This window comes from Streptomyces sp. MA5143a (assembly GCF_900290235.1).
Lineage (GTDB): Bacteria > Actinomycetota > Actinomycetes > Streptomycetales > Streptomycetaceae > Streptomyces.
This window is the reverse complement of record NZ_OLMK01000043.1, coordinates 142,736-166,850: the sequence shown is the minus strand read 5'-3', so window position 1 is coordinate 166,850 and position 24,115 is coordinate 142,736. Positions and strand designations below refer to the sequence as shown.

The 24,115-nt window shown below is 70.6% G+C and carries 21 protein-coding genes and 1 tRNA gene; 11 read left to right on the top strand and 11 right to left on the bottom strand.

The window, feature by feature from the left end; translation table 11 throughout:
• Nucleotides 1–21 precede the first annotated feature (21 nt).
• On the top strand, nt 22–1,839 hold the full coding sequence (gene glmS / locus SMA5143A_RS20710) for a glutamine--fructose-6-phosphate transaminase (isomerizing) (protein WP_107464374.1): 1,818 nt from the start codon (nt 22–24) through the stop codon (nt 1,837–1,839).
• A gap of 153 nt (nt 1,840–1,992) precedes the next feature.
• On the opposite strand, the gene SMA5143A_RS20705 is transcribed toward glmS, so the two are convergent.
• Both SMA5143A_RS20705 and SMA5143A_RS20700 read right to left on the bottom strand, forming a co-directional pair.
• Nucleotides 1,993–2,556, bottom strand: coding sequence for a GPR1/FUN34/YaaH family transporter (locus SMA5143A_RS20705; RefSeq protein ID WP_107464373.1), 564 nt, complete (start codon nt 2,554–2,556; stop codon nt 1,993–1,995).
• 241 nt (nt 2,557–2,797) lie between these two features.
• The gene (locus tag SMA5143A_RS20700) at nt 2,798–3,328 is read right to left on the bottom strand and encodes a universal stress protein (protein ID WP_107464372.1); all 531 of its coding nucleotides are present in this window, start codon (nt 3,326–3,328) and stop codon (nt 2,798–2,800) included.
• Between the two features lie 361 nt (nt 3,329–3,689).
• Here SMA5143A_RS20700 and SMA5143A_RS20695 point away from each other — a divergent pair, with 361 nt between their 5' ends.
• The 6 genes from SMA5143A_RS20695 (at nt 3,690) to SMA5143A_RS20670 (ending at nt 8,310) form a co-directional block, all read left to right on the top strand.
• The gene (locus tag SMA5143A_RS20695) at nt 3,690–4,262 is read left to right on the top strand and encodes a hypothetical protein (RefSeq protein WP_258193650.1); all 573 of its coding nucleotides are present in this window, start codon (nt 3,690–3,692) and stop codon (nt 4,260–4,262) included.
• Nucleotides 4,263–4,640: 378 nt separating this feature from the next.
• Entirely contained in the window at nt 4,641–5,870 is a 1,230-nt protein-coding gene (locus SMA5143A_RS20690; protein ID WP_107464371.1) for a helix-turn-helix domain-containing protein, read from the top strand.
• Between the two features lie 92 nt (nt 5,871–5,962).
• Nucleotides 5,963–6,565 (top strand): oligoribonuclease, encoded by a 603-nt coding sequence (orn, locus tag SMA5143A_RS20685; RefSeq protein ID WP_107464370.1) that lies wholly within the window; start codon nt 5,963–5,965, stop codon nt 6,563–6,565.
• Nucleotides 6,566–6,692: 127 nt separating this feature from the next.
• Nucleotides 6,693–6,765, top strand: a tRNA-His gene (locus SMA5143A_RS20680).
• A gap of 235 nt (nt 6,766–7,000) precedes the next feature.
• On the top strand, nt 7,001–7,606 hold the full coding sequence (locus tag SMA5143A_RS20675) for a TetR/AcrR family transcriptional regulator (RefSeq protein WP_181361945.1): 606 nt from the start codon (nt 7,001–7,003) through the stop codon (nt 7,604–7,606).
• On the top strand, nt 7,603–8,310 hold the full coding sequence (locus SMA5143A_RS20670; RefSeq protein WP_107464368.1) for a GAP family protein: 708 nt from the start codon (nt 7,603–7,605) through the stop codon (nt 8,308–8,310). The genes SMA5143A_RS20675 and SMA5143A_RS20670 overlap by 4 nt, the downstream gene beginning before the upstream one ends.
• 103 nt (nt 8,311–8,413) lie before the next feature.
• Here the strand turns inward: SMA5143A_RS20670 and SMA5143A_RS20665 are convergent, their stop codons facing one another.
• Nucleotides 8,414–9,469: a LacI family DNA-binding transcriptional regulator gene (locus SMA5143A_RS20665; RefSeq protein WP_055537306.1), complete on the bottom strand. Its 1,056-nt coding sequence runs from the start codon at nt 9,467–9,469 to the stop codon at nt 8,414–8,416.
• A 438-nt stretch (nt 9,470–9,907) separates the two neighbouring features.
• On the opposite strand from SMA5143A_RS20665, the gene SMA5143A_RS20660 reads away from it, so the two are divergent.
• The 4 genes from SMA5143A_RS20660 to SMA5143A_RS20645 all read left to right on the top strand — a co-directional run bounded on the left by SMA5143A_RS20660 (nt 9,908) and on the right by SMA5143A_RS20645 (nt 14,772).
• Nucleotides 9,908–11,272: an ABC transporter substrate-binding protein gene (locus SMA5143A_RS20660; protein ID WP_107464367.1), complete on the top strand. Its 1,365-nt coding sequence runs from the start codon at nt 9,908–9,910 to the stop codon at nt 11,270–11,272.
• Between the two features lie 5 nt (nt 11,273–11,277).
• Nucleotides 11,278–12,282, top strand: coding sequence for a carbohydrate ABC transporter permease (locus tag SMA5143A_RS20655; RefSeq protein WP_099965003.1), 1,005 nt, complete (start codon nt 11,278–11,280; stop codon nt 12,280–12,282).
• A gap of 10 nt (nt 12,283–12,292) precedes the next feature.
• Nucleotides 12,293–13,210 (top strand): carbohydrate ABC transporter permease, encoded by a 918-nt coding sequence (locus tag SMA5143A_RS20650; RefSeq protein WP_107464366.1) that lies wholly within the window; start codon nt 12,293–12,295, stop codon nt 13,208–13,210.
• 128 nt (nt 13,211–13,338) lie between these two features.
• Complete coding sequence (locus SMA5143A_RS20645; protein ID WP_107464365.1) at nt 13,339–14,772, top strand: GH1 family beta-glucosidase; 1,434 nt, start codon at nt 13,339–13,341, stop codon at nt 14,770–14,772.
• Between the two features lie 140 nt (nt 14,773–14,912).
• Here the strand turns inward: SMA5143A_RS20645 and SMA5143A_RS20640 are convergent, their stop codons facing one another.
• From SMA5143A_RS20640 to SMA5143A_RS20605, 8 genes are all read right to left on the bottom strand, one after another.
• Nucleotides 14,913–15,332 (bottom strand): PIN domain nuclease, encoded by a 420-nt coding sequence (locus SMA5143A_RS20640; protein WP_107464364.1) that lies wholly within the window; start codon nt 15,330–15,332, stop codon nt 14,913–14,915.
• Nucleotides 15,329–15,538: a type II toxin-antitoxin system VapB family antitoxin gene (locus SMA5143A_RS20635; protein WP_107464363.1), complete on the bottom strand. Its 210-nt coding sequence runs from the start codon at nt 15,536–15,538 to the stop codon at nt 15,329–15,331. The genes SMA5143A_RS20640 and SMA5143A_RS20635 overlap by 4 nt, the downstream gene beginning before the upstream one ends.
• A gap of 125 nt (nt 15,539–15,663) precedes the next feature.
• Nucleotides 15,664–17,676, bottom strand: coding sequence for a beta-galactosidase (locus SMA5143A_RS20630; RefSeq protein ID WP_107464362.1), 2,013 nt, complete (start codon nt 17,674–17,676; stop codon nt 15,664–15,666).
• A gap of 34 nt (nt 17,677–17,710) precedes the next feature.
• Nucleotides 17,711–18,604, bottom strand: coding sequence for a carbohydrate ABC transporter permease (locus tag SMA5143A_RS20625; RefSeq protein WP_099964726.1), 894 nt, complete (start codon nt 18,602–18,604; stop codon nt 17,711–17,713).
• On the bottom strand, nt 18,601–19,587 hold the full coding sequence (locus tag SMA5143A_RS20620; RefSeq protein ID WP_107464361.1) for a carbohydrate ABC transporter permease: 987 nt from the start codon (nt 19,585–19,587) through the stop codon (nt 18,601–18,603). Before SMA5143A_RS20620 ends, SMA5143A_RS20625 begins: the two co-directional genes overlap by 4 nt.
• A gap of 123 nt (nt 19,588–19,710) precedes the next feature.
• Nucleotides 19,711–21,021, bottom strand: a complete 1,311-nt coding sequence (locus tag SMA5143A_RS20615; RefSeq protein ID WP_107464360.1) for an ABC transporter substrate-binding protein — start codon at nt 21,019–21,021, stop codon at nt 19,711–19,713.
• A 273-nt stretch (nt 21,022–21,294) separates the two neighbouring features.
• A complete protein-coding gene (locus SMA5143A_RS20610) occupies nt 21,295–22,512 on the bottom strand; it encodes an ABC transporter ATP-binding protein (protein ID WP_107464359.1) in 1,218 nt (405 codons plus the stop codon).
• The gene (locus SMA5143A_RS20605) at nt 22,509–24,113 is read right to left on the bottom strand and encodes an ABC transporter permease (RefSeq protein WP_107464358.1); all 1,605 of its coding nucleotides are present in this window, start codon (nt 24,111–24,113) and stop codon (nt 22,509–22,511) included. Before SMA5143A_RS20605 ends, SMA5143A_RS20610 begins: the two co-directional genes overlap by 4 nt.
• Nucleotides 24,114–24,115: the final 2 nt, after the last annotated feature.

The following is a 24,115-nucleotide window of genomic DNA, read 5'->3' as shown; positions in this document are numbered from 1 at the left end:
CGAGAAACGGGATACCCATATATGTGCGGAATTGTCGGCTACATCGGCAAGCGTGATGTCGCGCCGCTGCTCCTGGAGGGCCTCCAGCGCCTGGAGTACCGGGGCTACGACTCGGCGGGCATCGTGGTCACCTCGCCCAAGGCGGCCGGCCTGAAGATGGTCAAGGCCAAGGGCCGGGTCCGCGACCTGGAGGCCAAGGTCCCCGCGCGCTTCAAGGGCACCACCGGCATCGCCCACACCCGCTGGGCCACCCACGGCGCCCCCTCCGATGTGAACGCCCACCCGCACATGTCGGCCGACAACAAGGTCGCCGTCGTCCACAACGGCATCATCGACAACGCCTCGGACCTGCGTCGCAAGCTGGAGGCGGACGGCGTCGAGTTCCTCTCCGAGACCGACACCGAGGTGCTCACCCACCTCATCGCCCGCTCCCAGGCCACCACCCTGGAGGAGAAGGTCCGCCAGGCGGTCCGCATCGTCGAGGGCACCTACGGCATCGCCGTGATGCACGCCGACTTCAACGACCGTATCGTCGTCGCCCGCAACGGCTCCCCGGTCGTCCTCGGTATCGGTGAGAAGGAGATGTTCGTCGCCTCGGACATCGCCGCGCTGGTCGCCCACACCCGGCAGATAGTGACCCTCGACGACGGCGAGATGGCCACCCTCAAGGCCGACGACTTCCGCACCTACACCACGGAGGGCACCCGCACCACCGCGGAGCCCACCACCGTGGAGTGGGAGGCGGCCTCGTACGACATGGGCGGCCACGACACGTACATGCACAAGGAGATCCACGAGCAGGCCGACGCCGTGGACCGTGTGCTGCGCGGCCGCATCGACGACCGGTTCTCCACCGTGCACCTCGGCGGACTGAACCTGGACGCCCGCGAGGCGCGCCAGATCCGCCGGGTGAAGATCCTCGGCTGCGGCACCTCGTACCACGCGGGCATGATCGGCGCCCAGATGATCGAGGAACTGGCCCGTATCCCCGCCGACGCCGAGCCGGCCTCCGAGTTCCGCTACCGCAACGCGGTCGTGGACCCCGACACCCTCTACGTCGCCGTCTCCCAGTCCGGTGAGACCTACGACGTGCTGGCGGCCGTGCAGGAGCTGAAGCGCAAGGGCGCCCGCGTCCTCGGCGTGGTGAACGTCGTCGGCTCGGCGATCGCCCGCGAGGCCGACGGTGGCATCTACGTCCACGCGGGCCCCGAGGTCTGTGTGGTCTCCACGAAGTGCTTCACCAACACGACGGTGGCCTTCGCGCTCCTCGCCCTGCACCTGGGCCGCACCCGTGACCTCTCGGTCCGCGACGGCAAGCGGATCATCGAGGGCCTGCGCAAGCTGCCCGGCCAGATCTCCGAGATGCTGGAGCAGGAGGAGGAGATCAAGAAGCTGGCCCTGGAGTACGCCGAGGCCCGCTCGATGCTCTTCATCGGCCGGGTCCGCGGCTACCCGGTCGCCCGTGAGGCCTCCCTCAAGCTCAAGGAGGTCTCCTACATCCACGCCGAGGCCTACCCCGCCTCCGAGCTGAAGCACGGCCCGCTGGCCCTGATCGAGCCGGCCCTCCCCACGGTCGCGATCGTCCCCGACGACGACCTGCTGGAGAAGAACCGCGCCGCCCTGGAGGAGATCAAGGCCCGCAGCGGCAAGATCCTCGCCGTCGCCCACCAGGAGCAGGAGAAGGCCGACCAGACGATCCTCGTCCCCAAGAACGAGGACGAACTCGACCCGATCCTCATGGGCATCCCCCTCCAACTCCTCGCCTACCACACGGCGCTGGCCCTCGGCCGGGACATCGACAAGCCCCGCAACCTGGCGAAGTCGGTGACGGTGGAGTAGTCGGGACGCCGTACCGGCTGCCGGCGGGCGCCCGCTGCGAGGCGCGCCTGACCTCCCGCGCACCGACCGAACGGACCCCCACGTGGTGACACCTCACCCGTGGGGGTCCGCTCATGTCGCCGGGGTCGCCCAACTCCCCGACCTCGGCTGCCGTCAACCCGTGGCCGTCACACCCCGTCCGGCAGCCCGCCCGGTAAGCGTCGTGGGCCAGTGGGCCAACGCCGCGGTGGCCGCGTACCAGGCGACCAGGCCGCCCACGGCGGCGACCCATCCGCCCGCCTTCGCGAGCCCGCCGCTGTCACCGAAGGACGCGACGGCCAGCAGCAGCATCGCCGCGCACAGCAGCCCGTACGTCGCCCGCGTGAGCGTCGCGGCGCCGGACGCCCCGAGCGTCAGGCTCAGCGCGACGAGGGCGAACAGGAGCAGGAACAGCCCCGTCGCGTCGGTGGACCCGAGGTCGCCCACGGACCAGGTGAACCAGAGGGCGCCGAGCCCGGCGTAGGCCGTGCCCGTGAATCCGTCGCGGTCGCGGAAGGCGAGGAGACCGGCGACGAAGAGCGCGACGCCGCCGACATAGGCGGCGAGCGGGCCGGCGTCGGCCTCGGTCAGCCCGTCGATCATCCGGGTGTGTCCGAGACCGAACGCCAACAGGGTCAGTCCGAGAGCGAGTTGGCCGAGAGTGGTGGTGTTGCTTCCCGCGGAGACGTCGTTGTCCACGGCGGGGCTCCCTTCGTGCGTGTGCGGTGGTGCGGCGATCGGGTTATGCCCTTCACAAGGGCACAAACACCTCTACGCGCCAGTAGGTTCACGCGGCGGCACAGGAGGGACCCGCACCGGCCTCCACCCACCCCACCTGCGGAAGACGGGAGTTGCGGAACGGAGGGAGTGCGCAGGAAGGGGCGGGAAGGGGGCGGAGTGGCGGGGAACTACGGAACGGGCCGCAAAGGGGCGGCGCGGTCTAGGGGATGACGATGACGGGCCGCTGCGCCCGCTTCGCGAGGCGCCCGGCGACGGAACCGAAGATCCGGCCGACGAGGCCGTGCGTGGACCCGACGACGATCGCGTCGGCCTCGTACTCCCGTCCCACCTCTTCGAGTTCGTGGCAGATGTCACCGCCGCGCTCGACGAGGATCCACGGCACCTCGGCGAGATAGTCCGCGCAGGCGAGCTCCAGCCCGAGCACCTCGGTGCGGTGGTCCGGTACGTCGACGAAGACCGGCGGCTCGCAGCCGGCCCACACGGTCGTGGGCAGCCGGTTGGCGACGTGGACGATGATCAGGCCCGAGCCGGAGCGGCGGGCCATGCCGATGGCGTAGGCGAGGGCGCGCTCACTGGACGTCGAACCGTCGAAGCCGACGACGACGCCGTGCTTGAAGGCGGGATCGCAGCTGGGGCGTGCCTCTTCCGCCGCGAGGGGGTCGGCCGCCGTGTGATCGGCGACGGGACGTCGCTTGCGGTCCGCGGAGTCGAAGAAATCGTGACCGGCCATGGGTGTCTCGGCGTTTGGATCCTCGTGGGTGGGACGACGTGGATGGGACGTCAGTGTGCGGCGGAGCTGTGTCCGGGAATCATCTTCCCAACCCCATACCCCCAAGGGTACGGCCGCACGCCTCCTCCGCGCACCGGCTCCGCGGGGTTCCAGGGAGCATGCACGACCCCCCGCCCGTAACGCAATGGTTGCTGCCACGTACAGCCGGTTCCCGCCGCCCGGCCGGGGCTCCGTGAGGCCGGGGTGCGTACCGGGCGGCGCCCGGAGGTCCACCCGAGGGAACGCCGACAGTGACCGACGGGTCGAACACGCGTTGAACCCCGGTAAGTCAGACCCGAGGGAGTCAGAAGCGAGCAAGCCCGTGTCCGCACCCCGCCCCGCCCGACAGTCGCCCCACCCCGCCCCCGACGCCCCGCGCACCGTCCCCGACACCCCCCGCCCGTCCGTGGCGGACGGACCCCCTCCGGCCGACGGCCCTCCCCTCGCCGCGGCCCCTTCCCCGGCCCACTCCGACACCGCGACGGACGTGGTCCGCTGGGCGGCGTTCAGCTGTGTGCTCGTGCCGGTCGTCCTCGTCTGGTACGGCACGTCGCTGGCCGGCGCGACGGGCGCGGCGCTCGGCCTGGCCGCGGTGACCGGGGCGTGCCGCGTCCTCCTGCGCCAGTCCGAACGGGGAGCCGCCCACGCGGCCGACCTGGCACAGGCGGCCCACTCGACGCACTCGACGCACGGGACACATGGGGACCGCTCGACCGGGGCGGCACACACGGCTCATACGGCTCGCCCGGTCCCCCCGAGCCGCTCACCGCACCTGGCCCGAACCGAACACGCCGTGGCCGAAGAACACTCCCCCCAGCGCGGCCGACACGGCCGTACGGACTCGGGGGCGCACAGGGGCGGACGGAACCCCGGCCCCGGTACGCCGGTCGACTGACCGGTTTCCGCACTCACCCCCGTATCTTTTCAGCCAACTTCGGCTCACCGGGCATCCCCGGGTCGAACACCCCTCCACGCCCGGTTCGACCTGCACTGAAAGGGGTCCTGGGGCCGCGCGCACCCTACGTGGACCAGCCACCGGGACGAGGCGCACTTCCCTGCACGGCCCACGAGTGCAACGCTTCGTGATCGAATGCTTTACGCCAAGTTGCCATGTCGACAATGTGCCGGGTGGCGAACTGGTCACGACGGCACCACGGGACACAGTAGATTCGATCATGACTGTCTTACGGCGGGGGACTCGTGCAGGACCGAGGGGAAACGTGCAGGAGCGACACAACCGAGGAGCCGCGACCACCGAGGGGGGCTTAGCAGGATGAGCCACGACTCCACCGCCGCGCCGGATGCCGCGGCCCGGAAGCTTTCCGGGCGCCGCCGCAAGGAGATCGTCGCGGTGCTGCTGTTCAGCGGCGGCCCCATCTTCGAGAGTTCCATACCACTGTCGGTGTTCGGGATCGACCGCCAGGACGCCGGCGTACCGCGCTACCGCCTACTGGTGTGCGCGGGCGAGGAAGGCCCCCTGCGGACCACAGGGGGCCTGGAACTCACCGCACCGAACGGCCTCGAGGCGATCTCGCGGGCGGGCACGGTGGTCGTGCCCGCATGGCGTTCGATCACCTCACCGCCGCCGGAGGAAGCGCTCGACGCCCTGCGTCGCGCGCACGAAGAGGGCGCCCGCATCGTGGGGCTGTGCACCGGTGCGTTCGTGCTGGCCGCGGCCGGACTGCTGGACGGCAGGCCGGCCACCACGCACTGGATGTACGCGCCGACGCTGGCCAAGCGCTATCCGTCCGTCCACGTCGATCCACGGGAGCTGTTCGTGGACGACGGGGACGTACTGACATCGGCCGGCACCGCGGCCGGAATCGATCTATGTCTGCACATCGTGCGGACGGATCACGGCAACGAGGCGGCCGGCGCGCTCGCCCGCCGCCTGGTGGTCCCGCCGCGCCGGTCGGGCGGCCAGGAGCGCTATCTCGACCGGTCTTTACCGGAGGAGATCGGCGCCGACCCGCTCGCCGAGGTCGTCGCCTGGGCGCTGGAGCACCTCCACGAGCAGTTCGACGTGGAGACGCTCGCGGCGCGCGCGTACATGAGCCGCCGGACGTTCGACCGACGGTTCCGGTCGCTGACGGGCAGCGCCCCGTTGCAGTGGCTGATCACCCAGCGGGTGCTCCAGGCGCAGCGGCTGCTGGAGACGTCGGACTACTCGGTGGACGAGGTCGCGGGCCGTTGCGGCTTCCGTTCGCCGGTGGCGCTGCGCGGGCACTTCCGCCGCCAGCTCGGCTCGTCCCCCGCGGCGTACCGGGCGGCCTACCGTGCCCGTCGTCCGCAGGGCGACAAGCCCGTCGAGCATGACAGCCAGGGCGGCCACCACGGTCCGTCCCCGGTGTCGCCTGAGCACGCCCACGGGGTGCCGCTCCAGGCCCGTCGTACGGCCGCGGCGAGCGCCCTGGCGCCGTCGGCGTCCCTCGCGGCGGACGGCGGCGGCAAGCCGGAGCTGTACGCCACCGGCCGGCTGCCGGGGCAGCGCAGCGCGCACTAGCCCGTAGCGGCGCTCGACGGCCCGGTCCCGCACTGGATCACCCCGGTGCAGGACCGGGCCGTACGGCTGTCACGGGCCGTAAGGTGAGACACATGAACGATCGCATGGTGTGGATCGACTGCGAGATGACCGGCCTCTCGCTGTCCGACGACGCGCTCATCGAGGTGGCCGCCCTCGTCACCGACTCCGAGCTGAACGTGCTCGGTGACGGTGTCGACATCGTCATCCGCCCGCCGGACTCGGCGCTGGAGACCATGCCGGAGGTGGTGCGCCAGATGCACACCGCGTCCGGACTGCTCGACGCGCTGCCCGGTGGCACGACCCTGGCGGACGCCGAGGAGCAGGTCCTCGCGTACATCCGCGAACACGTCAAGGAGCCGGGCAAGGCACCGCTGTGCGGGAACTCGGTGGGCACGGACCGCGGCTTCCTGCTGCGGGACATGCCGACGCTGGAGGACTACCTCCACTACCGGATCGTGGACGTCTCCTCGGTCAAGGAACTGGCCCGGCGCTGGTACCCGAGGGCGTACTTCAACAGCCCGGAGAAGAACGGCAACCACCGCGCGCTGGCGGACATCCGCGAATCCATCGCCGAACTCCGCTACTACCGCGAGGCGATCTTCGTCCCGCAGCCCGGCCCCGACTCCGACACCGCCCGCACGATCGCCGCGAAGCACGTCCTGCCCGCGGGTTAGTCCGGCTCCGGGGGCCCAGCCGGGCCCCGGAAGCCCCGCGCGGAAAGGTGTGCGCGGGCACCCCTCAGGACCCTGTACACTTTTTCTCGGCCGGTCGGGGAAACCTTCGGATGAACCGCCGGTCATGGTGGGTGTAGCTCAGCTGGTAGAGCACCTGGTTGTGGTCCAGGATGTCGCGGGTTCGAGTCCCGTCACTCACCCTGATACATCGGCCCGGCCCGCGGAAGCGGACCGGGCCGATCGTCTTTTCCGCGTGAGCATCGACCCCCGGCCGGATCCGGACTGGATCGTCACTCACCATCCAACCTGCCCTCGCTGCAAGCGAGTTGATCCGACCAATCGGCACGGTCCAGGCGTCGGGGCCGGCCCGGGGCCTCATTGACCCTCGTTAGATTAAGAGCTTAATCTAACGTTGTGCCACGTTACGCAGACCCTGTGGAACGACGTCGGCAGGTGGCTCAGGCACTGTTGCGAGTGGTCGAGTCGGAGGGCCTGGAAGCCGCCAGCATCCCGCGCGTCGCGCGGGAACTCGGCGCGACCACGGGCCTGGTGCAGACGTACTTCCGGACCAAGGACGAATTGCTGGTCTTCGCCGCGCAGTATGTCGGCGAGGCGATGAACACCCGTGTCGCGACCCTGCTGGAGACGTGCGACCCGCACGACGTCAAGCAGCGGCTGCTGACCTCCCTCGGCGTCCTCACGGGCGCCGACGAGGGCAGCGGGACCGAGGCCAGGATCTGGCTGGCCTTCCTCGCGCGGGCCGCCTACCACCCCGCGCTGCGGGAGGTGCACTCCGCCGGCTCACGGGAGATCCGCGACCGGTGCGCGGAGGCGCTGGCCCTCGCGCAGCGGCTCGGCCGGCTGCCCGCCGGCCTCGACCCCCGCGCCGAGGCCTTCGCGCTGATCGCCTTCGCCGACGGTCTGACCGTCCAGCGAGCCGTCGAGCCCGAACTGCTGAGACCCGACCACGTACGGCAGTTGCTGAGCCGCTACCTGGACCGACTGATGGACGATCGGAAAGACCGAGGAGAGCCCCTTTGAGCGCCGCGTTACTGCTGTCGCTGGCCGGTCTGGCCCTGCTCGACAGCACCAGCATGGGCACCCTGTTCATTCCCGTGTGGCTGCTGCTGGCCCCAGGACGCTTCAACGTCGGCAAGGTGCTGGTCTACCTCGTGACCATCACCGTCTTCTACTTCGGTGTGGGCCTCGCCATCGTCCACGGCGCCGACAACCTGTTCTCCGTCGCGGGTGAGGCCCTGGACGCCAGGACCGGGCTGTGGATCCAGCTCGGCGTCGGCGTCGGCCTGTTCCTGCTGAGCTTCCGCTTCGACCCCAAGCGCCAGGAGAAGAAGGGCAAGAACAGCACCGGCAAGTGGCGCGACCGCGTCAGTTCGAGTTCCTCCGCCGGCTGGATGGTGGGGCTCGCCCTGCTGGCCGGGCTCGCCGAGGTGGCGACGATGCTGCCGTACCTCGGCGCCATCAGCATGCTGACGACCTCCGGGCTGAACACCGTCGAGATCACCACGCTGCTGGCCGGGTACTGCCTGGTCATGGTGGTGCCCGCCGTGGTGCTGCTGGCCGGACGGGTGCTGCTGCGCTCGGCCGTCGAACCCGCGCTGCAACGCATGAACGCCTGGATCTCCAAGCGGGCGACCGGCGCCACCGGGTGGATCCTCGCCATCGCCGGCTTCCTCGTCGCCCGTGACGCGGCGGCCCGGCTGTGGGTGCCCGAGGCGTTCGACTGACCCGGGGGCACGACCCCGCGGCCGCAGGACTGCGGCCGGCAGCCGGCCGAGCCGCTGCGCGAGGGCGGCGTCACACGCGAATACCGCCCCGGGCCGGCCGCGCTCAGGACGACGCCCGCGCCACCAGTTCCGTGGGCAGGACCACCTGGCGGCGTTCCAAACCCCGCGAGATCGCCGGACGGCGGTCGGCGATCTCGTCGAGGAGCAGGTCGATCATGGCGCGGCCCATCTCCTCGATCGGCTGCCGGACGCTGGTGAGGGGCGGGTCCATATGGCGGGCGATCGCGGAGTCGTCATAGCCCACCATGGCGACGTCGTCGGGCAGTCGGCGCCCGGCCTCACGGAGGACCTGACGGGCACCGGCCGCCATCACGTCGGACTCGGCGAAGACCGCGTCGAGGTCGGGGCAGCGCTCCAGCAGCTCCCACATCGCCCGGCGGCCGCCCTCCTCCGTGAAGTCACCGGGGACGATCAGCCGCTCGTCCACCTCGCGCCCCGCGTCCTCCAGGGCGTCGCGGTAGCCCTCGATACGGCGCTGGGCGCCGTAGACGTCGAGGCGGCCGGTGATCGTGGCTATCCGGGAACGGCCGCGTTCGATGAGGTGCTCCACCGCCGAGCGGCCACCGCCGTAGTTGTCGGAGTCGACCGAGGGCAGCGTCTCGTGCTCGGAGCGGGGACCGCTGATCACGGCCGGGATCTCCAGCTGCGACAGCAGGTCCGGCAGCGGGTCGTCGGCGTGCACGGAGACCAGCAGGACCCCGTCGACCCGGTGGGCGGCGAGGTACTGGGCCAGCCTCCGGCGCTCCCGGTCGCTGCCCGCGAAGATCAGCAGGAGCTGCATCTCCGTGTCGGAGAGCTGGGCGCCCACGCCCTTGAGGATGTCGGAGAAGTACGGCTCGGAGAAGAAGCGGGTCTCCGGCTCGGGCACGACCATCGCGATCGCGTCGGTGCGGTTCGCGGCGAGGGCGCGGGCCGCCGTGTTCGGGACGTAGCCCAGCTCCGCGACGGCCGCCTCGACCGCCGCCCGGGTCGCCTCGCTGACCCGTGGCGAGCCGTTGATCACCCGGGACACCGTGCCGCGGCCGACACCGGCCCGTGCGGCGACCTCTTCCAGGGTCGGCCGCCGGCCGCTTCGGCCCCGTGCTCCGTGGCCTGCCACCATGGTCGCCTCCCGTTCACACCGCGCTGGCGTGGAATCTAACAGTCCCGCTCCACGGACGACGTCCGGCGACCCCTCTTCCGGACGCCGGGACCCGGCCCCCGGACCGGCGCGGACCCCGCCGACCTGTTCGTCTCCCCGATCGCGCCGACCTCTGAAGTCCCTCCGGTCGCGCCGGCGGACGGTTCGGGGCATGCTCGGCCCTCGACACCCGGGTTAGTTAACAGCCCGATAACCGAAGACATCTCTCCGCGCCGACTCCCTTGACACCCCCGCACGAACCGACGACTCTTCAACACATCACTTGTGGGAGCGCTCCCACAGTACCTGGCACTTACACATCCCGCACGTTCCCCGCCCGAGCCGCAGCAGTGAAAAGACGGGCCCAACAACGCAGTTGGCCGGGGGGTCGGCACGTCAGGGCATCAGGAGGACGCAATGCGAGCACGTACCCTCCCCCACTCTCGGCTGCGGTCGGGCGGGGGCACCCGAATCGCCCGCACTACGCGCAAGACGGTGGTCATCGCGGCCGTCGCCGCGCTGGGCGCCGGGCTGCTCGCCGGCTGTGCCGACGACGGCAAGGACGAGGACGACACGTCGTCGGGTAGTGGTGGCGGCGGCAAGACCAAGATCACCCTGGGGCTGTTCGGCACCGCGGGCTTCGAGGAGTCCGGCCTGTACAAGGAGTACGAGAAGCTCCACCCGGACATCGACATCCAGCAGACCGTCGTGGAGCGGAACGAGAACTACTACCCCGCTCTCCTCAACCACCTGACCACGGGCAGCGGTCTGCAGGACATCCAGATGGTCGAGGTCGGCAACATCGCCGAGATCGTCGGCACCCAGTCGGACAAGCTGCTCGACCTGTCGAAGTACGGCAAGAAGGACGACTACCTGCCCTGGAAGTGGCAGCAGGGCTCCACCTCCGGCGGCCAGACCGTCGCCCTCGGCACCGACGTCGGCCCGATGGCCATCTGCTACCGCAAGGACCTCTTCGAGAAGGCCGGACTGCCCACCGACCGCGCGGAGGTCGGCAAGCTGTGGGCGGGCAGCTGGGACAAGCTCGTCGAGACCGGCAACAAGTACAAGGCGAAGGCGCCCAAGGGCACCACGTTCCTGGACTCCCCCGGCGGTCTGCTCCAGGCGATCCTCAGCAGCGAGAAGGACCGGTTCTACGACTCCTCCGGTGAGGTCATCTACAAGACGAACCCGGCCGTGAAGACCGCCTTCGACCTCACGGCCAAGGCCGCGAAGGACGGACTGGTCGGCAACCAGACGCAGTTCCAGCCCGCCTGGGACACCACGATCGCCAACAGCAAGTTCGCCGCGATGTCCTGCCCGCCGTGGATGCTCGGCTACATCAAGGGCAAGTCGAAGCCCGAGGCGGCGGGCAAGTGGGACATCGCCCAGGCCCCGAAGTCCGGCAACTGGGGCGGCTCCTTCCTGTCCGTGCCGAAGAACGGCAAGAACGCCGAGGAGGCCGCGAAGCTGGCCGCCTGGTTGACGGCTCCCGAGCAGCAGGCGAAGCTCTTCGCCGTACAGGGCAGCTTCCCCAGCACCCCGGCCGCCTACGACTCGGCCGCGGTCAAGGACGCGAAGAACGACATGACCGGTGACGCGCCGATCGGCACGATCTTCGCCGAGGCCGCCAAGAACATCCCCGTGCAGACGATCGGCCCGAAGGACCAGATCATCCAGCAGGGCCTGACCGACAACGGCGTGATCCTCGTGGCCCAGGGCAAGTCGGCCGCGGAGGCCTGGAAGAACGCCGTCAAGACCATCGACAACGCACTGGACAAGTGACCGGTATGCCCACACGGCACGACGCCGCCGCGCCCCCCGTCAAGGGGGGCGCGGCCCCGGCCCGCCCGCCCGCGGAGTCCGCGACCGAGGAACGACGCCGGGCCCGGCTGTCCCGCCGCTGGCAGCGGGACGTGCGCTGGAGCCCGTACGCCTTCGTCTCGCCCTTCTTCCTGCTCTTCGTCGCGTTCGGCCTGTTCCCGCTGCTCTACACCGGCTGGGCCTCGCTGCACGCGGTGGAGCTGACCGCCCCCACCGACATGAGCTGGGTGGGGCTGCGCAACTTCACCCGTATCTTCGACGACGAGTTCTTCTGGAACGCGGCGAAGAACACCCTGATCATCGGGGTCATCTCGACCGTCCCGCAGCTGATGATGGCGCTGGGCATCGCGCACATCCTCAACTACAAGCTCCGCGCCTCGACCTTCTACCGGGTCGTGATGCTCGCCCCGTACGCCACGTCGATCGCCGCCGCCACCCTGGTGTTCGTGCTGCTCTTCGGCCGTGACTACGGAATGATCAACTGGTTCCTGGGGCTGTTCGGCATCGACCAGATCGACTGGCAGAACGGCACCTGGTACTCGAAGATCGCCGTGTCGACCATCGTCATCTGGCGCTGGACCGGCTACAACGCGCTGATCTACCTGGCCGCGATGCAGGCGATCCCGCAGGACCTGTACGAGTCGGCGGCCCTCGACGGCGCGAGCCGCTGGAAGCAGTTCCTCCATGTGACGCTGCCGTCACTGCGCCCGACCATCCTGTTCACCTGCGTCGTCTCGACCATCGGCGCCTCGCAGCTGTTCGCCGAGCCCCTGCTGTTCGACGCCAACAAGGGCGCGTCCGGCGGGTCCCAGCACCAGTTCCAGACGCTCGGCCTCTATCTGTACGAGCAGGGCTGGGTGAACCAGCACCTGGGCCGCGCCTCGGCGATCGCCTGGACGATGTTCCTGATCCTCATCGTGGTCGGAATCATCAACTACGTCATCTCGCGCCGGCTGCGCGCCAGTAGTTAGGAGACCGGCCGTGACGACGACCATCACCAAGCCCCCGGCCGACGCGGTGCCCGAGCCGCCCCGGGGCGCCGGGCGCAGGCGCGGGCCGAAGGCCGCGCGGGCGGGCGGCCAGCACCACGCCGGGCCCGTCGCCTACATCATCCTCATCGGGTTCACCCTGATCTCGCTGTTCCCGCTGTTCTGGACGGCGGTCGCCGCCTCCCGTGACAACGCGCGGCTGGCGGAGACCCCGCCGCCGTTCTGGTTCGGCGCGAACCTCTTCGACAAGATCGAAGTGGCCTGGAAGGACGCCAACCTCGGCGAGGCGTTCCTCAACACCACGATCGTGGCGGGCGTCTCCTCGCTGACCATCGTCTTCCTGTCGACCATCGCCGGGTTCGCCTTCGCCAAGCTGAAGTTCAAGGGCCGTGGCGCGCTGATGCTGATCGTGATCGGCACGATGATGGTGCCGCCGCAGCTCCAGGTGATCCCGCTGTACATGATGGTCGCCAAGCTCGACTGGACGGACCAGCTCCAGGCGGTCATCCTGCCGTCGCTGGTGAGCGCGTTCGGTGTGTTCTTCATGCGGCAGTACCTGCTCCAGGCGCTGCCCGACGAGATCATCGAGGCGGCCCGCGTCGACGGCGCGAGCAGCTGGCGGGTGGTCTGGCACGTGGTCTTCCCCGCCGCGCGGCCCGCGATGGCCGTGCTGGGCATGCTGATGTTCGTCCAGACCTGGAACGACTTCCTCTGGCCGTTCCTCGTCCTGACCCAGCTGGGCAACCCGACCGTGCAGGTCGCGGTCGCCGGTCTGGGCCGGGGCTACACCCCCGACCAGGCCCTGATCATGGCGGGCGCGCTGCTCAGCACCCTGCCGCTGCTGCTGGTCTTCGCGGTCTTCGGCAAGCAGATCGTCGGCGGCATCATGCAGGGCGCGGTGAAGGGCTGACCCCCGCGCCGCCCGCTTCGCACCCCTGAGGGGGGCCGGGCCACCGCCGCCCCGGCCCCTTCCTCCCTCCGTTCTCTTTCCCCCCACCCACATCGTCGGTCTGATCGACCACCAATGGGAGCGCTTCCATGCCTGAGCCCACGACGCCAGTGACCTTTCCTCCCGCCTTCCTCTGGGGCGCGGCGACGTCCGCGTACCAGATCGAGGGGGCGGTGCGGGAGGACGGGCGCACGCCCTCCATCTGGGACACCTTCAGCCACACGCCGGGCAAGACGGCCGGTGGTGAGACCGGTGACATCGCTGTCGACCACTACCACCGCTACCGCGACGACGTGGCGCTGATGGCGGACCTGGGTCTCACCTCGTACCGCTTCTCGATCTCCTGGTCGCGGGTGCAGCCGACGGGCCGGGGTCCGGCGATCCAGCGCGGCCTGGACTTCTACCGCCGGCTGGTCGACGAGCTGTTGGCGAAGAACATCAAGCCGGCCGTGACGCTCTACCACTGGGACCTCCCGCAGGAGCTGGAGGACGCGGGCGGCTGGCCGGAGCGCGAGACCGCGTACCGCTTCGCCGAGTACGCGCGGATCGTGGGTGAGGCGCTGGGCGACCGCGTCGAGCAGTGGATCACGCTGAACGAGCCGTGGTGCAGCGCGTTCCTGGGCTACGGCTCCGGGGTGCACGCGCCGGGCCGTACGGACCCGGTGGCGTCGCTGCGCGCGGCCCACCATCTGAACCTGGCGCACGGTCTCGGCACGGTGGCGCTGCGCTCGGTGATGCCGGCGCGCAACTCGGTGGCGGTGAGCCTGAACTCGTCCGTCGTGCGGCCGCTGTCGAACACCCCGGAGGACCTGGCGGCGGTCCGGAAGATCGACGACCTGGCGAACGGGGTCTTCCACGGGCCGATGCTGCACGGGGCGTACCCGGAGTCGCTGTTCGCGGCGACGTCGCAGCTGACGGACTGGTCGTTCGTGCAGGACGGTGACGTGGCGACGGCCCACCAGCCGCTGGACGCCCTGGGCCTGAACTACTACACGCCCACCCTCGTCGGCGCGGCGTCGCCGGACATGACCGGGCCGCGGGCGGACGGCCACGGCGCGAGCGACCACTCGCCGTGGCCGGCGGCGGACGACGTGCTGTTCCACCAGACGCCGGGCGAACGCACGGAGATGGGCTGGACCATCGACCCGACCGGCCTGCACGAGCTGATCATGCGGTACACCCGGGAGGCGCCCGGCCTGCCGCTGTACGTCACGGAGAACGGCGCGGCCTACGACGACAAGATGGACAGCGACGGCCGCGTCCACGACCCGGAGCGCATCGCCTACCTCCACGGCCATCTGCGCGCCGTGCGCCGCGCCATCGCCGAGGGCGCGGACGTGCGCGGCTACTACCTGTGGTCCCTGATGGACAACTTCGAGTGGGCCTACGGGTACAGCAAGCGCTTCGGCGCGGTGTACGTCGACTACGCGACGCTCACCCGCACCCCCAAGTCCAGCGCGCTCTGGTACGCCCAGGCGGCGAGGACGGGCGCGCTCCCGCCGCTGGCGACGCCCACGGCGTAACACCGACACCGGGGGTCGCGAAGCCCCCGGCCACGAACGGAGGGCAGGGGAAACCCTCCGGGGGGAACGGGGGCAGGGGGCGCGGTGCCAATAGGGGAGCACCGCGCCCCTGGGGGTTGCTGCGGCCGTCACCAGGGCTTTCAGAGGCTGCCCGGCGGCGCGAGCCACTGCGTCGGCTGACCGGTGACCGAGGCGATCGTCTCGAAGTCGTGGTCGTAGTGGAGCATCGTCAGGCCCCGCAGCTCGGCGGTCGCGGCCACGAGCAGATCCACCGCGCCCGCGGAACGGTGCCGCCCCTTCTCGGTGAGCTCCCGCTGCACGTCCCACGCCCGTGTGACGGCCCGCTCGTCCAAGGGCGTCCAGCCGAACAGCGCGTCGAGATCATGGACCAGTTCCGCCCGGTCCTCCGCGTTCTTCGCGCTGTAGAGGAACTCGACCTCGGTGAGGGGGCAGCGCGCGATCAGCCCTTCCTCCAGGGGCCTCGCCCAGACGGAACGGGCCGGGCGCCGCAGGATGCGGACCAGGGCGCTGGTGTCGATGAGGTAGGAGGCGGTACTCACCGACGGTACGTCTCCTTGTCCAGCAGCTCGTCGAAGTCGCCCGCGTCCGCCTTCGCCGCCAGCCGGGCCAGCGCGAGCGCCCGCTTCTTGCGTTCCACACCGTCCCTCAGCGCCGCGTTGACGGTGTCCTTCTTCGTCCTGGTCCCGAACGCTATGGCGGCCTCCGCCAGCAGCTCCTCATCGATGTCGATCAGCGTCTTGGCCACGGAGAACCTCCCGGATATCCAAAAGATGCATCAGTATATCCATAGAAGGTGGAAAACGCCGGGCGCCCGCACGGCACCGACTCCGCAGTCGTGCTCGTACGGGCGCCCCCAGCAGGTCGCGACCGTCAGCGCGGTTCCCGAACCACCGCCACGTCACCGGCCGCCAGCTTCAGTGAGCCGGTGGGGACGGGGCTGCCCGTCAGGAGGTCGACGGCGTTCGGGGCCACCTCGACCTCGGCCTCCGCCTCCCCGTGGTTGATCAGGAAGACGTAGTCGGCCTCGGGGCCGCGGCGCAGGGCCGCCTCGACCGTGCTCGGGGTCGTGCGGACCGGGCGGACGCCCGCCTCCTCGCGGACGCGGTCCAGCAGCGACGCGAGGGCCTCCGGGTCGGGGCGGGTCGCCACGTACCAGGCCGTGCCCGTGCCGTACGCGTGGCGGGTCACCGCCGGGACACCGGCGAGCGGGCCGGAGGCGTACACGGCGACCGACTCGGCGCCCCGCAGCGCGACCCGCTCGGACCACAGGACACCCCGCGCGCCCTCGCCGAGCCCGGTCAGCTCGACCGACTCGTCCGGCAGCAGCGGGAACACCTCGTCGGTGTGGACGCCGAGCGCCTCACGGAACGCGCCCGGGTAGCCGCCGAGGCGGATGTGGCAGTTCTCGTCGACCGCCCCGCTGTGGAAGCCGACGGCCAGCGTGCCGCCCCGCTCGGCGAAGCCGGTGAGGTTCGCCGCGCCCTCGTCGTCCACCAGGTACAGGCTCGGCGCGAGCACCAGCTTGTACGCCGACAGGTCCGCGTCGGGGCGGACGAAGTCCACCGCCACCCCGGACCGCCACAGCGGCTCGTACCAGGCCCGCACCAGGTCCTGGAAGCGCAGCTCACCGCTCGGCTGGGAGGGCAGTTCGACGGCCCACCAGGCGTCCCAGTCCCAGACGACGGCCACCTCGGCGGTGCCCGTGCTGCCGCGCACCTCCGCCAGCGCCTTCAGGTCCGCGCCCAGTGCGACGACGTCCCGCCAGATCCGGCTGTCGGTGCCGGCGTGCGGGAGCATCGCCGAGTGCCACTGCTCGGCGCCGGCCTTCGCGGCCCGCCACTGGAAGTAGGCGATGCCGTCGGCGCCGCGCGCCACGTGGGAGAGCGCGTTGCGGCGCAGTTCGCCCGCCGTCTTCGCGCGGTTGACCGGCTGCCAGTTGACCGCGCCGGTGGAGTGCTCCATCAGCAGCCATGGCCGGCCGCCCGCGAGGGAGCGGACCAGGTCGCCGCTGAGCGCGATGTCGATCTCCGACTCGGGGTCGGTGGACTGGAGGTAGTGGTCGTTGGAGACGATGTCCAGCTCGGGCGCCCAGCGCCAGTAGTCCAGCTTGTCGAAGTTGTACATCACCATGAAGTTGGTGGTGGCGGGCACCTCGGGGGCCGCGCCCCGCAGCACCTCGCGCTCCGCCTTCAGCAGGGACAGCAGCGCGTCGCTGGAGAAGCGGCGCCAGTCCAGCTGGTGCGTCGGGTTGGGGACGGCACCGGTGGCGCGGGGCGGGATGATCTCGTCCCAGTCGTAGTACCACTGGCTCCAGAACGTCGTGCCCCAGGCGTCGTTGAGCGCCGCCAGGTCGTCGTCGTACTTCTCCCGCAGCCAGACGCGGAACGCCGCCGCGCTGGTGTCGCAGTGGCACTCGCCGTTGTGGCAGCCGTACTCGTTGTGGACGTGCCACATGACCACCGCCGGGTGGTCGGCGTAGCGGCGGCCGAGTTCGCCGACCATCCGCAGGGCCGCCTCGCGGTAGGCGGGGCTCGACGGGCAGAACGTCTGGCGGCTGCCGTACGACAGGGTGCGGCCGTCCCTGTCGACCGGGAGCGCCTCGGGGTGGGCGCGGAAGAACCATGCCGGGGGCGCCGCCGTCGGGGTGGCCAGGTCGGCCGCGATGCCGTTCTCGTGGAGCAGGGCGAGGATGCGGTCCAGGCGGGAGAAGTCGTACTCGCCCTCGCGGGGCTCCAGGAGCGCCCACGAGAAGATGTTGACGCTCACCATGGTGACGCCGGCCTCGCGCATGAGGCGTACGTCCTCGTGCCAGACCTCCTCGGGCCACTGCTCGGGGTTGTAGTCGCCGCCGTACGCGATGCCGGGGACGTTCAGGGTGCTCATGGGTCGGGTTGTTCTCTCTCGAACGGGGCCGGTGTCAGCCCTTGTTGGCGCCGAGCGTCAGACCGCTGACGAACTGCCGCTGGAGCGCGAAGTACACGACCAGCGTCGGGATGGCGGTGAGCAGGGCACCGGCGGCGACCAGGTTGGGGTCGGTGAAGTACTGGCCGGAGAGGTTGTTCAGCGCCGAGGTGATCGGCATGTTCTCACCGGTGGAGATCAGCACCAGCGCCCAGAAGAAGTCGTTGTAGATCCAGATGGACAGCAGCGTCGCCAGGGCGGCCATCGCGGGCTTGCACAGGGGCAGCACGATCTGCCAGTACAGGCGCCACACGGAGGCGCCGTCGACGAGCGCGGCCTCGGTCAGCTCGTGCGGCAGGGACCGCATGTAGTTGCTCAGCACGAAGGCGCAGAAGCCGGACTGGAACGCCACGTGGATGAGGACCAGACCGAGCGCGGAGTCGTACAGCTTGCCGCTCATCGTGATGCCGGGCAGGTCGATGAGCAGGTACAGGCGGTACAGCGGGGTGATGATGACCTGCTGCGGGAGCAGGTTGCCGGCCGTGAACACCAGCAGCAGGAAGAGGTTGACGCGGAAGTCGAAGCGGCTGACGTAGAACGCGACCATCGACGACAGGAACAGCGTCAGCAGCACCGCGGGCACGGCGATGATCAGCGTGTTCACGAAGTAGTGCGTCATGTCCGACTGGGTGAACGCGTTCGTGAAGTTGTCGAAGCTCAGCTTGTCGGGCCACGACACGTAGCCCTTCTCGCTGGTCTCGCCGTACGGGCGCATCGCCGCGTAGAGCGCCCACAGCAGGGGCGCCAGCCAGGCCAGCGCCGCGCCGCCGAGGAAGACGTGCAGCAGGACCCGGGCGGGGCGGACGGGAGTGCGCTGCTTCACAGCGTCGGTGGCGACGGTGGTGCTCATGCGCGCCGCTCCTTCCGGAAGGTCGCGATCAGGTAGGGGATGATCACGGCGAGGGAGATCACCAGCAGGACGACGGCGATGGCCGAGCCGTATCCGATACGGCTGGACTCACCGATGATGTTGTTGGTGACCAGGATCGACAGCAGCTCGGTGCCCTCGGCGCCCTTGTTGAAGACGAAGACGAGGTCGAAGGCGCGCAGGGCCTCGATGATGGTGACGACCAGCACGACGGTGTTGGTGGGGCGCAGCGTCGGGAAGATGACGTTCTTGAACGTCTGCCACTCGTTGGCGCCGTCGAGGGCGGAGGCCTCCCGCAGGGACGGGTCGACGCTCTTCAGACCGGCCAGGTAGAGGATCATCATGTAGCCGGTGTGGCGCCAGGACGCGGCGATCAGGATCGCCCACAGGTTGAGGTCCGGGTCGCCGATCCAGTCGATGTAGTGGCCGGGCTTGTTGGCGCCGATGATGCTGTTGATCAGGCCCGTGTCGGGGTTGTAGATCAGCTGCCACACGAAGCCGATGACCGCGAGCGACATCACGACGGGCAGGAAGAACGCGGTCTGGTAGACGCGGCTGAAGCGGATCTGCTTGTCCAACTGCACCGCGAGGAACAGCCCCATCGGCGTCGGGATCAGGATCAGCACGACGAACCACACGATGTTGTGCTCGACCGCGGGCCAGAACTGCGGGTTGTTGGTGAACAACTCCTCGAAGTTGTGCAGCCCGACCCACTTGATGGAGTCGAAGCCGATGCCGTCCCAGGTGGTGAAGGCCAGCAGGATCGAGGCGAGCGCGGTCACCCAGACGAGGGCGACGTGGAGGATCGTCGGCAGGCCCGCCATCACACCCAGCGTGAGCCGGTCACGCCGGGTGAGGAGGCGCTTGTGCCCCTGGGGCACCTTGGTGGCCGCCGTCTTCGGGGCAGGGGTGGAGCCCGGAGGCGGCGCGGGCGCTTCCGGGCTCTTGGTGGGTGAGGTCGTCATGTCTGTCGGTCATCCAGTCGTGAGGACGGTCTTGGGGGCGGACAGTCCTGGGGACAGCCGCCCCGACGGCCGCCCACGTGACCGCGGAGGCGGTCGTGGGGCGGCCGTCGGGACGGTCGGCCGTCAGGACGCGAAGATCGTCTTCTTCTGGCGCTCGATCGACGAGAGCAGGCTGTCGATGCCCTTGGGGTCACGGATGAACTTCTGCAGCGCCGGCTGCATCACCGTGGAGGTGAAGTCCGGGCGGCTGTCGCGGTCCATGAACTGCGTCAGGCTCTTGGCGCCGGAGATCATCTCGTACGCCTTCTTCTGCAGCGGCGTGTACGAGGAGGTGTCGGCCTTGGTGGAGGCGGCCACCACGTTCGGGTCGGCCTTGAGGTAGATCTGCTCCGCCTCGGGGGTGCCGAGGAACTCCAGGAGCTTGACCGCGCCGGCCTTGTTCTTCGGGCTCTTGCTCATCATGAAGCCGTCGGTGGGGGCCTCGACGGTGTCCTGGCCGTACGCCGGGTCGATCTCCGGGAAGGCGAAGAAGTCCAGGTCGTCCAGGTCGGCCTTGTTGGTGAACTGCTGGCCCACGAACGAGCCCAGCAGGTACATGCCCGCCTTCTTCGACACCAGCGTCTGCGCCGCGTCCTGCCAGGTACGGCCGACCGCGCCCTCCTGGTGGTACGGCAGCAGCTCGGACCACAGGTCGAACGTCTTGCGGACCTTGGCGTCCGTCCAGGCGACCTTGCCCGCCATCAGCTCGACGTGGAAGTCGTAGCCGTTGGCACGGAAGTTGATCTGGTCGAACGTGCCCATCGCGGGCCAGGCGTCCTTGTCACCGAAGGCGATCGGGACGAGGCCGTCCTTCTTCATCTGCTTGCACAGCGCCATGAGCTGGTCCCACGTGGTGGGAACCTCGTAGCCCTTCTCCTTGAAGACGCTCTTGCGGTAGAAGAGCGCCCAGGGGTACGTGTACAGCGGCACGAAGTAGGCCTTGCCGTCCTCACCCTGGCTCAGCTTCTTCATCGCCTCGGGGAAGTTCCCGCCGATCGTCTTCCAGACGTCGTCGATCGGGCTGGCCAGCCCCTTGGCCGCGAAGAACTGCATCCGGTAGCCCGCGAACCAGTGGAACACGTCGTCCGGCGTGCCCTGCAGGTAGGAGTTGATCTGCTCCTGGAACGTGTTGTGGTCCTTGGTGTTCACGTCGACCTTGATGCCGGACTTCTTGGCGAAGTCGGCGTAGATCTCCGCGAACGCCTTCTTCGGCACCGCGTCGGAGGCGTTGGAGCCGAGCGAGACGGTCTTCGAGTCAGTGGCCGAGCTGCCACTGCCGCCGCAGGCGCTGAGCAGCGGGATGCCCGCGCCGAGCGCCGCGGCCCCGCCTATGCCGCGCAGCAGGGTGCGGCGGCTCGTGCCGGGCACGGAGAGACCGGAAGGTGTGAGATGCATGAACGGCTCCCTGGGGACAAGTGGTTCGGTCATCAAGAGGCCCTCGTCGGCTAGTGATCGAAATCGACCAGAAACCAACTTGACCGAACATCGTGGTCGCCATAACAGCCCTATGCCAGGTCGCGCGTCAAGCCTTCTTGTCCCCCTTTGTTGAAACGTAATCCCTGTTCGTCGAAACGTGACCGTCATATACGTGAGTCATGTCACTAGGTGCCCTATGCACGTATTGCGGGTGCGTCGATCACACAAGACCCGTCACGCGGGCGGGTCCGTTCAGCCCGCCGGGTGCAGCGTCGCCTCGCCCGTGACACGGACGCCGGTCGCGTCGCCCGGCCCCACGGGCAGCGGGCCCCCGACGCGCACGCCGACCGGGGCGTCGTGGCCGTCGACGGCGACGGTGACCATGGCGTCGTGGCCGTAGAAGCGCACGTCGGTGACCGTGCCCCGCACGGCGCCCTCGGCGGCCGGAGCGGTGAGCCGGAGCTGTTCCGGGCGGAGCAGCACGGTGCCCGTGGCCGGCCCGTCGGGCGCGGCGGCGAGCGGGACGGCGCCGAGCGGGGTCCGGGCCGTGCCGTCGCCGCCGACGGTGGCGGGGAGCAGCACCGCGTCGCCGACGAAGCCCGCGACCCAGGGGTCGGCCGGGCGGCGGTAGAGGTCCTGCGGGGTGGCGCACTGGGCGACACGGCCCTCCCGGACGACGGCGACGAGGTCGGCCGTGGAGAGCGCCTCCTGCTGGTCGTGGGTGACGAGGAGCGCCGTGGCCCCGGTCGCCCGCAGCGCGGCCCTCACGTCGGCCCGTACGCCCGCCCTGAGGGCGCTGTCGAGGGCGTTGAAGGGCTCGTCCAGCAGCACGAGCTGGGGCCGGGGCGCGAGGGCCCGGGCGAGGGCCACGCGCTGCTGCTGGCCGCCGGAGAGCTCGTGCGGCATCCGGTCGCCGTATCCGGCGAGGCCGACCAGGTCCAGGAGCTCGCCGGTGCGCCGCCGCCGTTCGCCCCGGGTCAGGCCGGTGAGGCCGAAGGCCACGTTCCGGGCGACGCTCAGGTGCGGGAAGAGGGCGCCCTCCTGGGGCACGATCCCGATGCGGCGCCGCTCCGGCGGCACATGGACACCGGGCCCGGCCAGGGTCCGCCCGCCGAGCCGGACGGTGCCCGCGTCGGCCCGCAGGAACCCGGCCACGATCCTGAGCAGGGTCGTCTTGCCGCCCCCGGAGGGGCCGAGGACGGCCGCCAGGGCGCCGGCCGGGACGGTGAGCCGGAGGGCGCGCAGGACCGGGTCGTGGCCGGCCGTGTAGGACTTCGTGAGGCCCTCGACATGGAGCGCGTTGCCGTGCGGGTCGTCCGACTGCGCCGGATTTGCGTGCGGCTCGTTTGCTTCGGACCCGTCCCCCCGCCGCCATGACGGTTCTTGTTCGATCGTGTGCTGTTCGTCCGTGATGGATCCGTGTGCGTCCGGTGCGTGCGTACCCGGCTCGCTCGCGTGCGACTCGTTCATGATCGGTGCCTCCCCAGCAGGTACGAAGGCACGGCGGCCAACAGGATGAGCGCGGCGGCGTACGGGGCGGCCGCCGCGAAGGAGCCCGCGCCCGTCTCGGTCCACAGGCGGGTGGCGAGGGTGTCCATGCCGGTGGGGCGCAGGAGCAGGGTCGCGGGGAGTTCCTTCATGCAAACGACGAAGGTCAGCGCGGCCCCGGCGGCGACGCCCGGCGCGGCCAGCGGGACGGTGATCTCGCGGAGCACCTGCCAGGGCCGTCGGCCGAGCGAGCGGGCCACGTCCTCCAGGACGGGCGGGGCCTGGAGCACGGCGGCACGGGTGGCGGCCACCGCCACCGGCAGGAAGAGGACGGCGTACGCGCACACCAGCAGCGGCAGCCGCTGGTAGAGCGGGTAGGCGTAGCGGACGGCGAAGAAGACCAGGGACAGGGCGACCGTGATGCCGGGGAGGGCGTGCCCGGCGTAGGCGGCCTGTTCCAGCAGCCGGGCACCGCGCCCCTGGTGCCGGGCGGCGATCACGCCGACGGGCAGGGCGAGGAGCGTGGTGAGGGCGGCGCCCGCCGCGGCGACGCCGAGCGTGGCCCGGGCCGTCTCGGTGAGGCCGCCGAGGTCCCAGGTGGCGGAGGAGCCGACGGCGAGCCAGTAGCCGAGGGTGCCGAGCGGGAAGGCGACGGCCACGGCGACCACCGCACCGCACCACAGCAGGGCGAGCGCCCTCCAGCGGCCGAGCGCCACGGGCACCGCCGGGCGGGCGGTGCCGCCGCCGGTCCTGGCGTGCCCGGCACGGCCGCGCGTCCGCGCCTCCGCGGCGACCAGGGCCACCGTCATCAGCACCAGCACGACACTGAGCGCGGCGGCGGGTGTGCGGTCGAAGGAGGCCCGGTACGAGGTGTGGATGGCCCGGGTGAAGGTGTCGTACCGCATGAGGGAGACGGCACCGAAGTCGGAGAGCACGTACAGCGCGACGAGCAGCGCCCCGCCCGCCGCCGCCGGACGCAGCTGCGGCAGGGTGACCCGGAGGAACGTACGGAGCGGACCGTACCCGAGAGAGCGCGCGGCCTCCTCCTGCGCCGGGTCGATGCCCCTGAGCGCCGCCGCGACCGGCAGCAGCACATACGGAAAGCTCACCAGGGTCAGCGAGAGCGCGGCCCCGCCGAACCCGGCGAGGCCCGGTTCGGCCGACAGCCATGTGAAGGCCGCCACGTAACTGGGCACCGCCAGCGGCAGGGTCGCGGCCACCGACCAGAAGCGGGCGCCCGGCAGCGCGGTGCGCACCGTCAGCCAGGCCAGCGAGACCCCGAGGACCACGCAGGCGGCGACGACCGCGGCGGTCAGGCCCAGACTGCGCCCGAGCAGGTCCAGCGTCCGCTCGTCGGCGACCACCTCCCAGGCGAAGGCGGGGCCGCGTTCCAGCGCGCGGACGGCGAGATAGCCGAGCGGGAGCAGGGCGAAGAGGGCGGCCACGCACGCGGGGACGAGCAGGACCAGGGGCGGTCTGCGCTGTGCCCCGCGTCCGGCGAGGGCGACGGTCGTCCCCGCCGGACGGGGGGTGGCCCGCGCGCGCTCGGACCGCGTCCGCGCGGCGGTCGGCGACTGTTTCACGG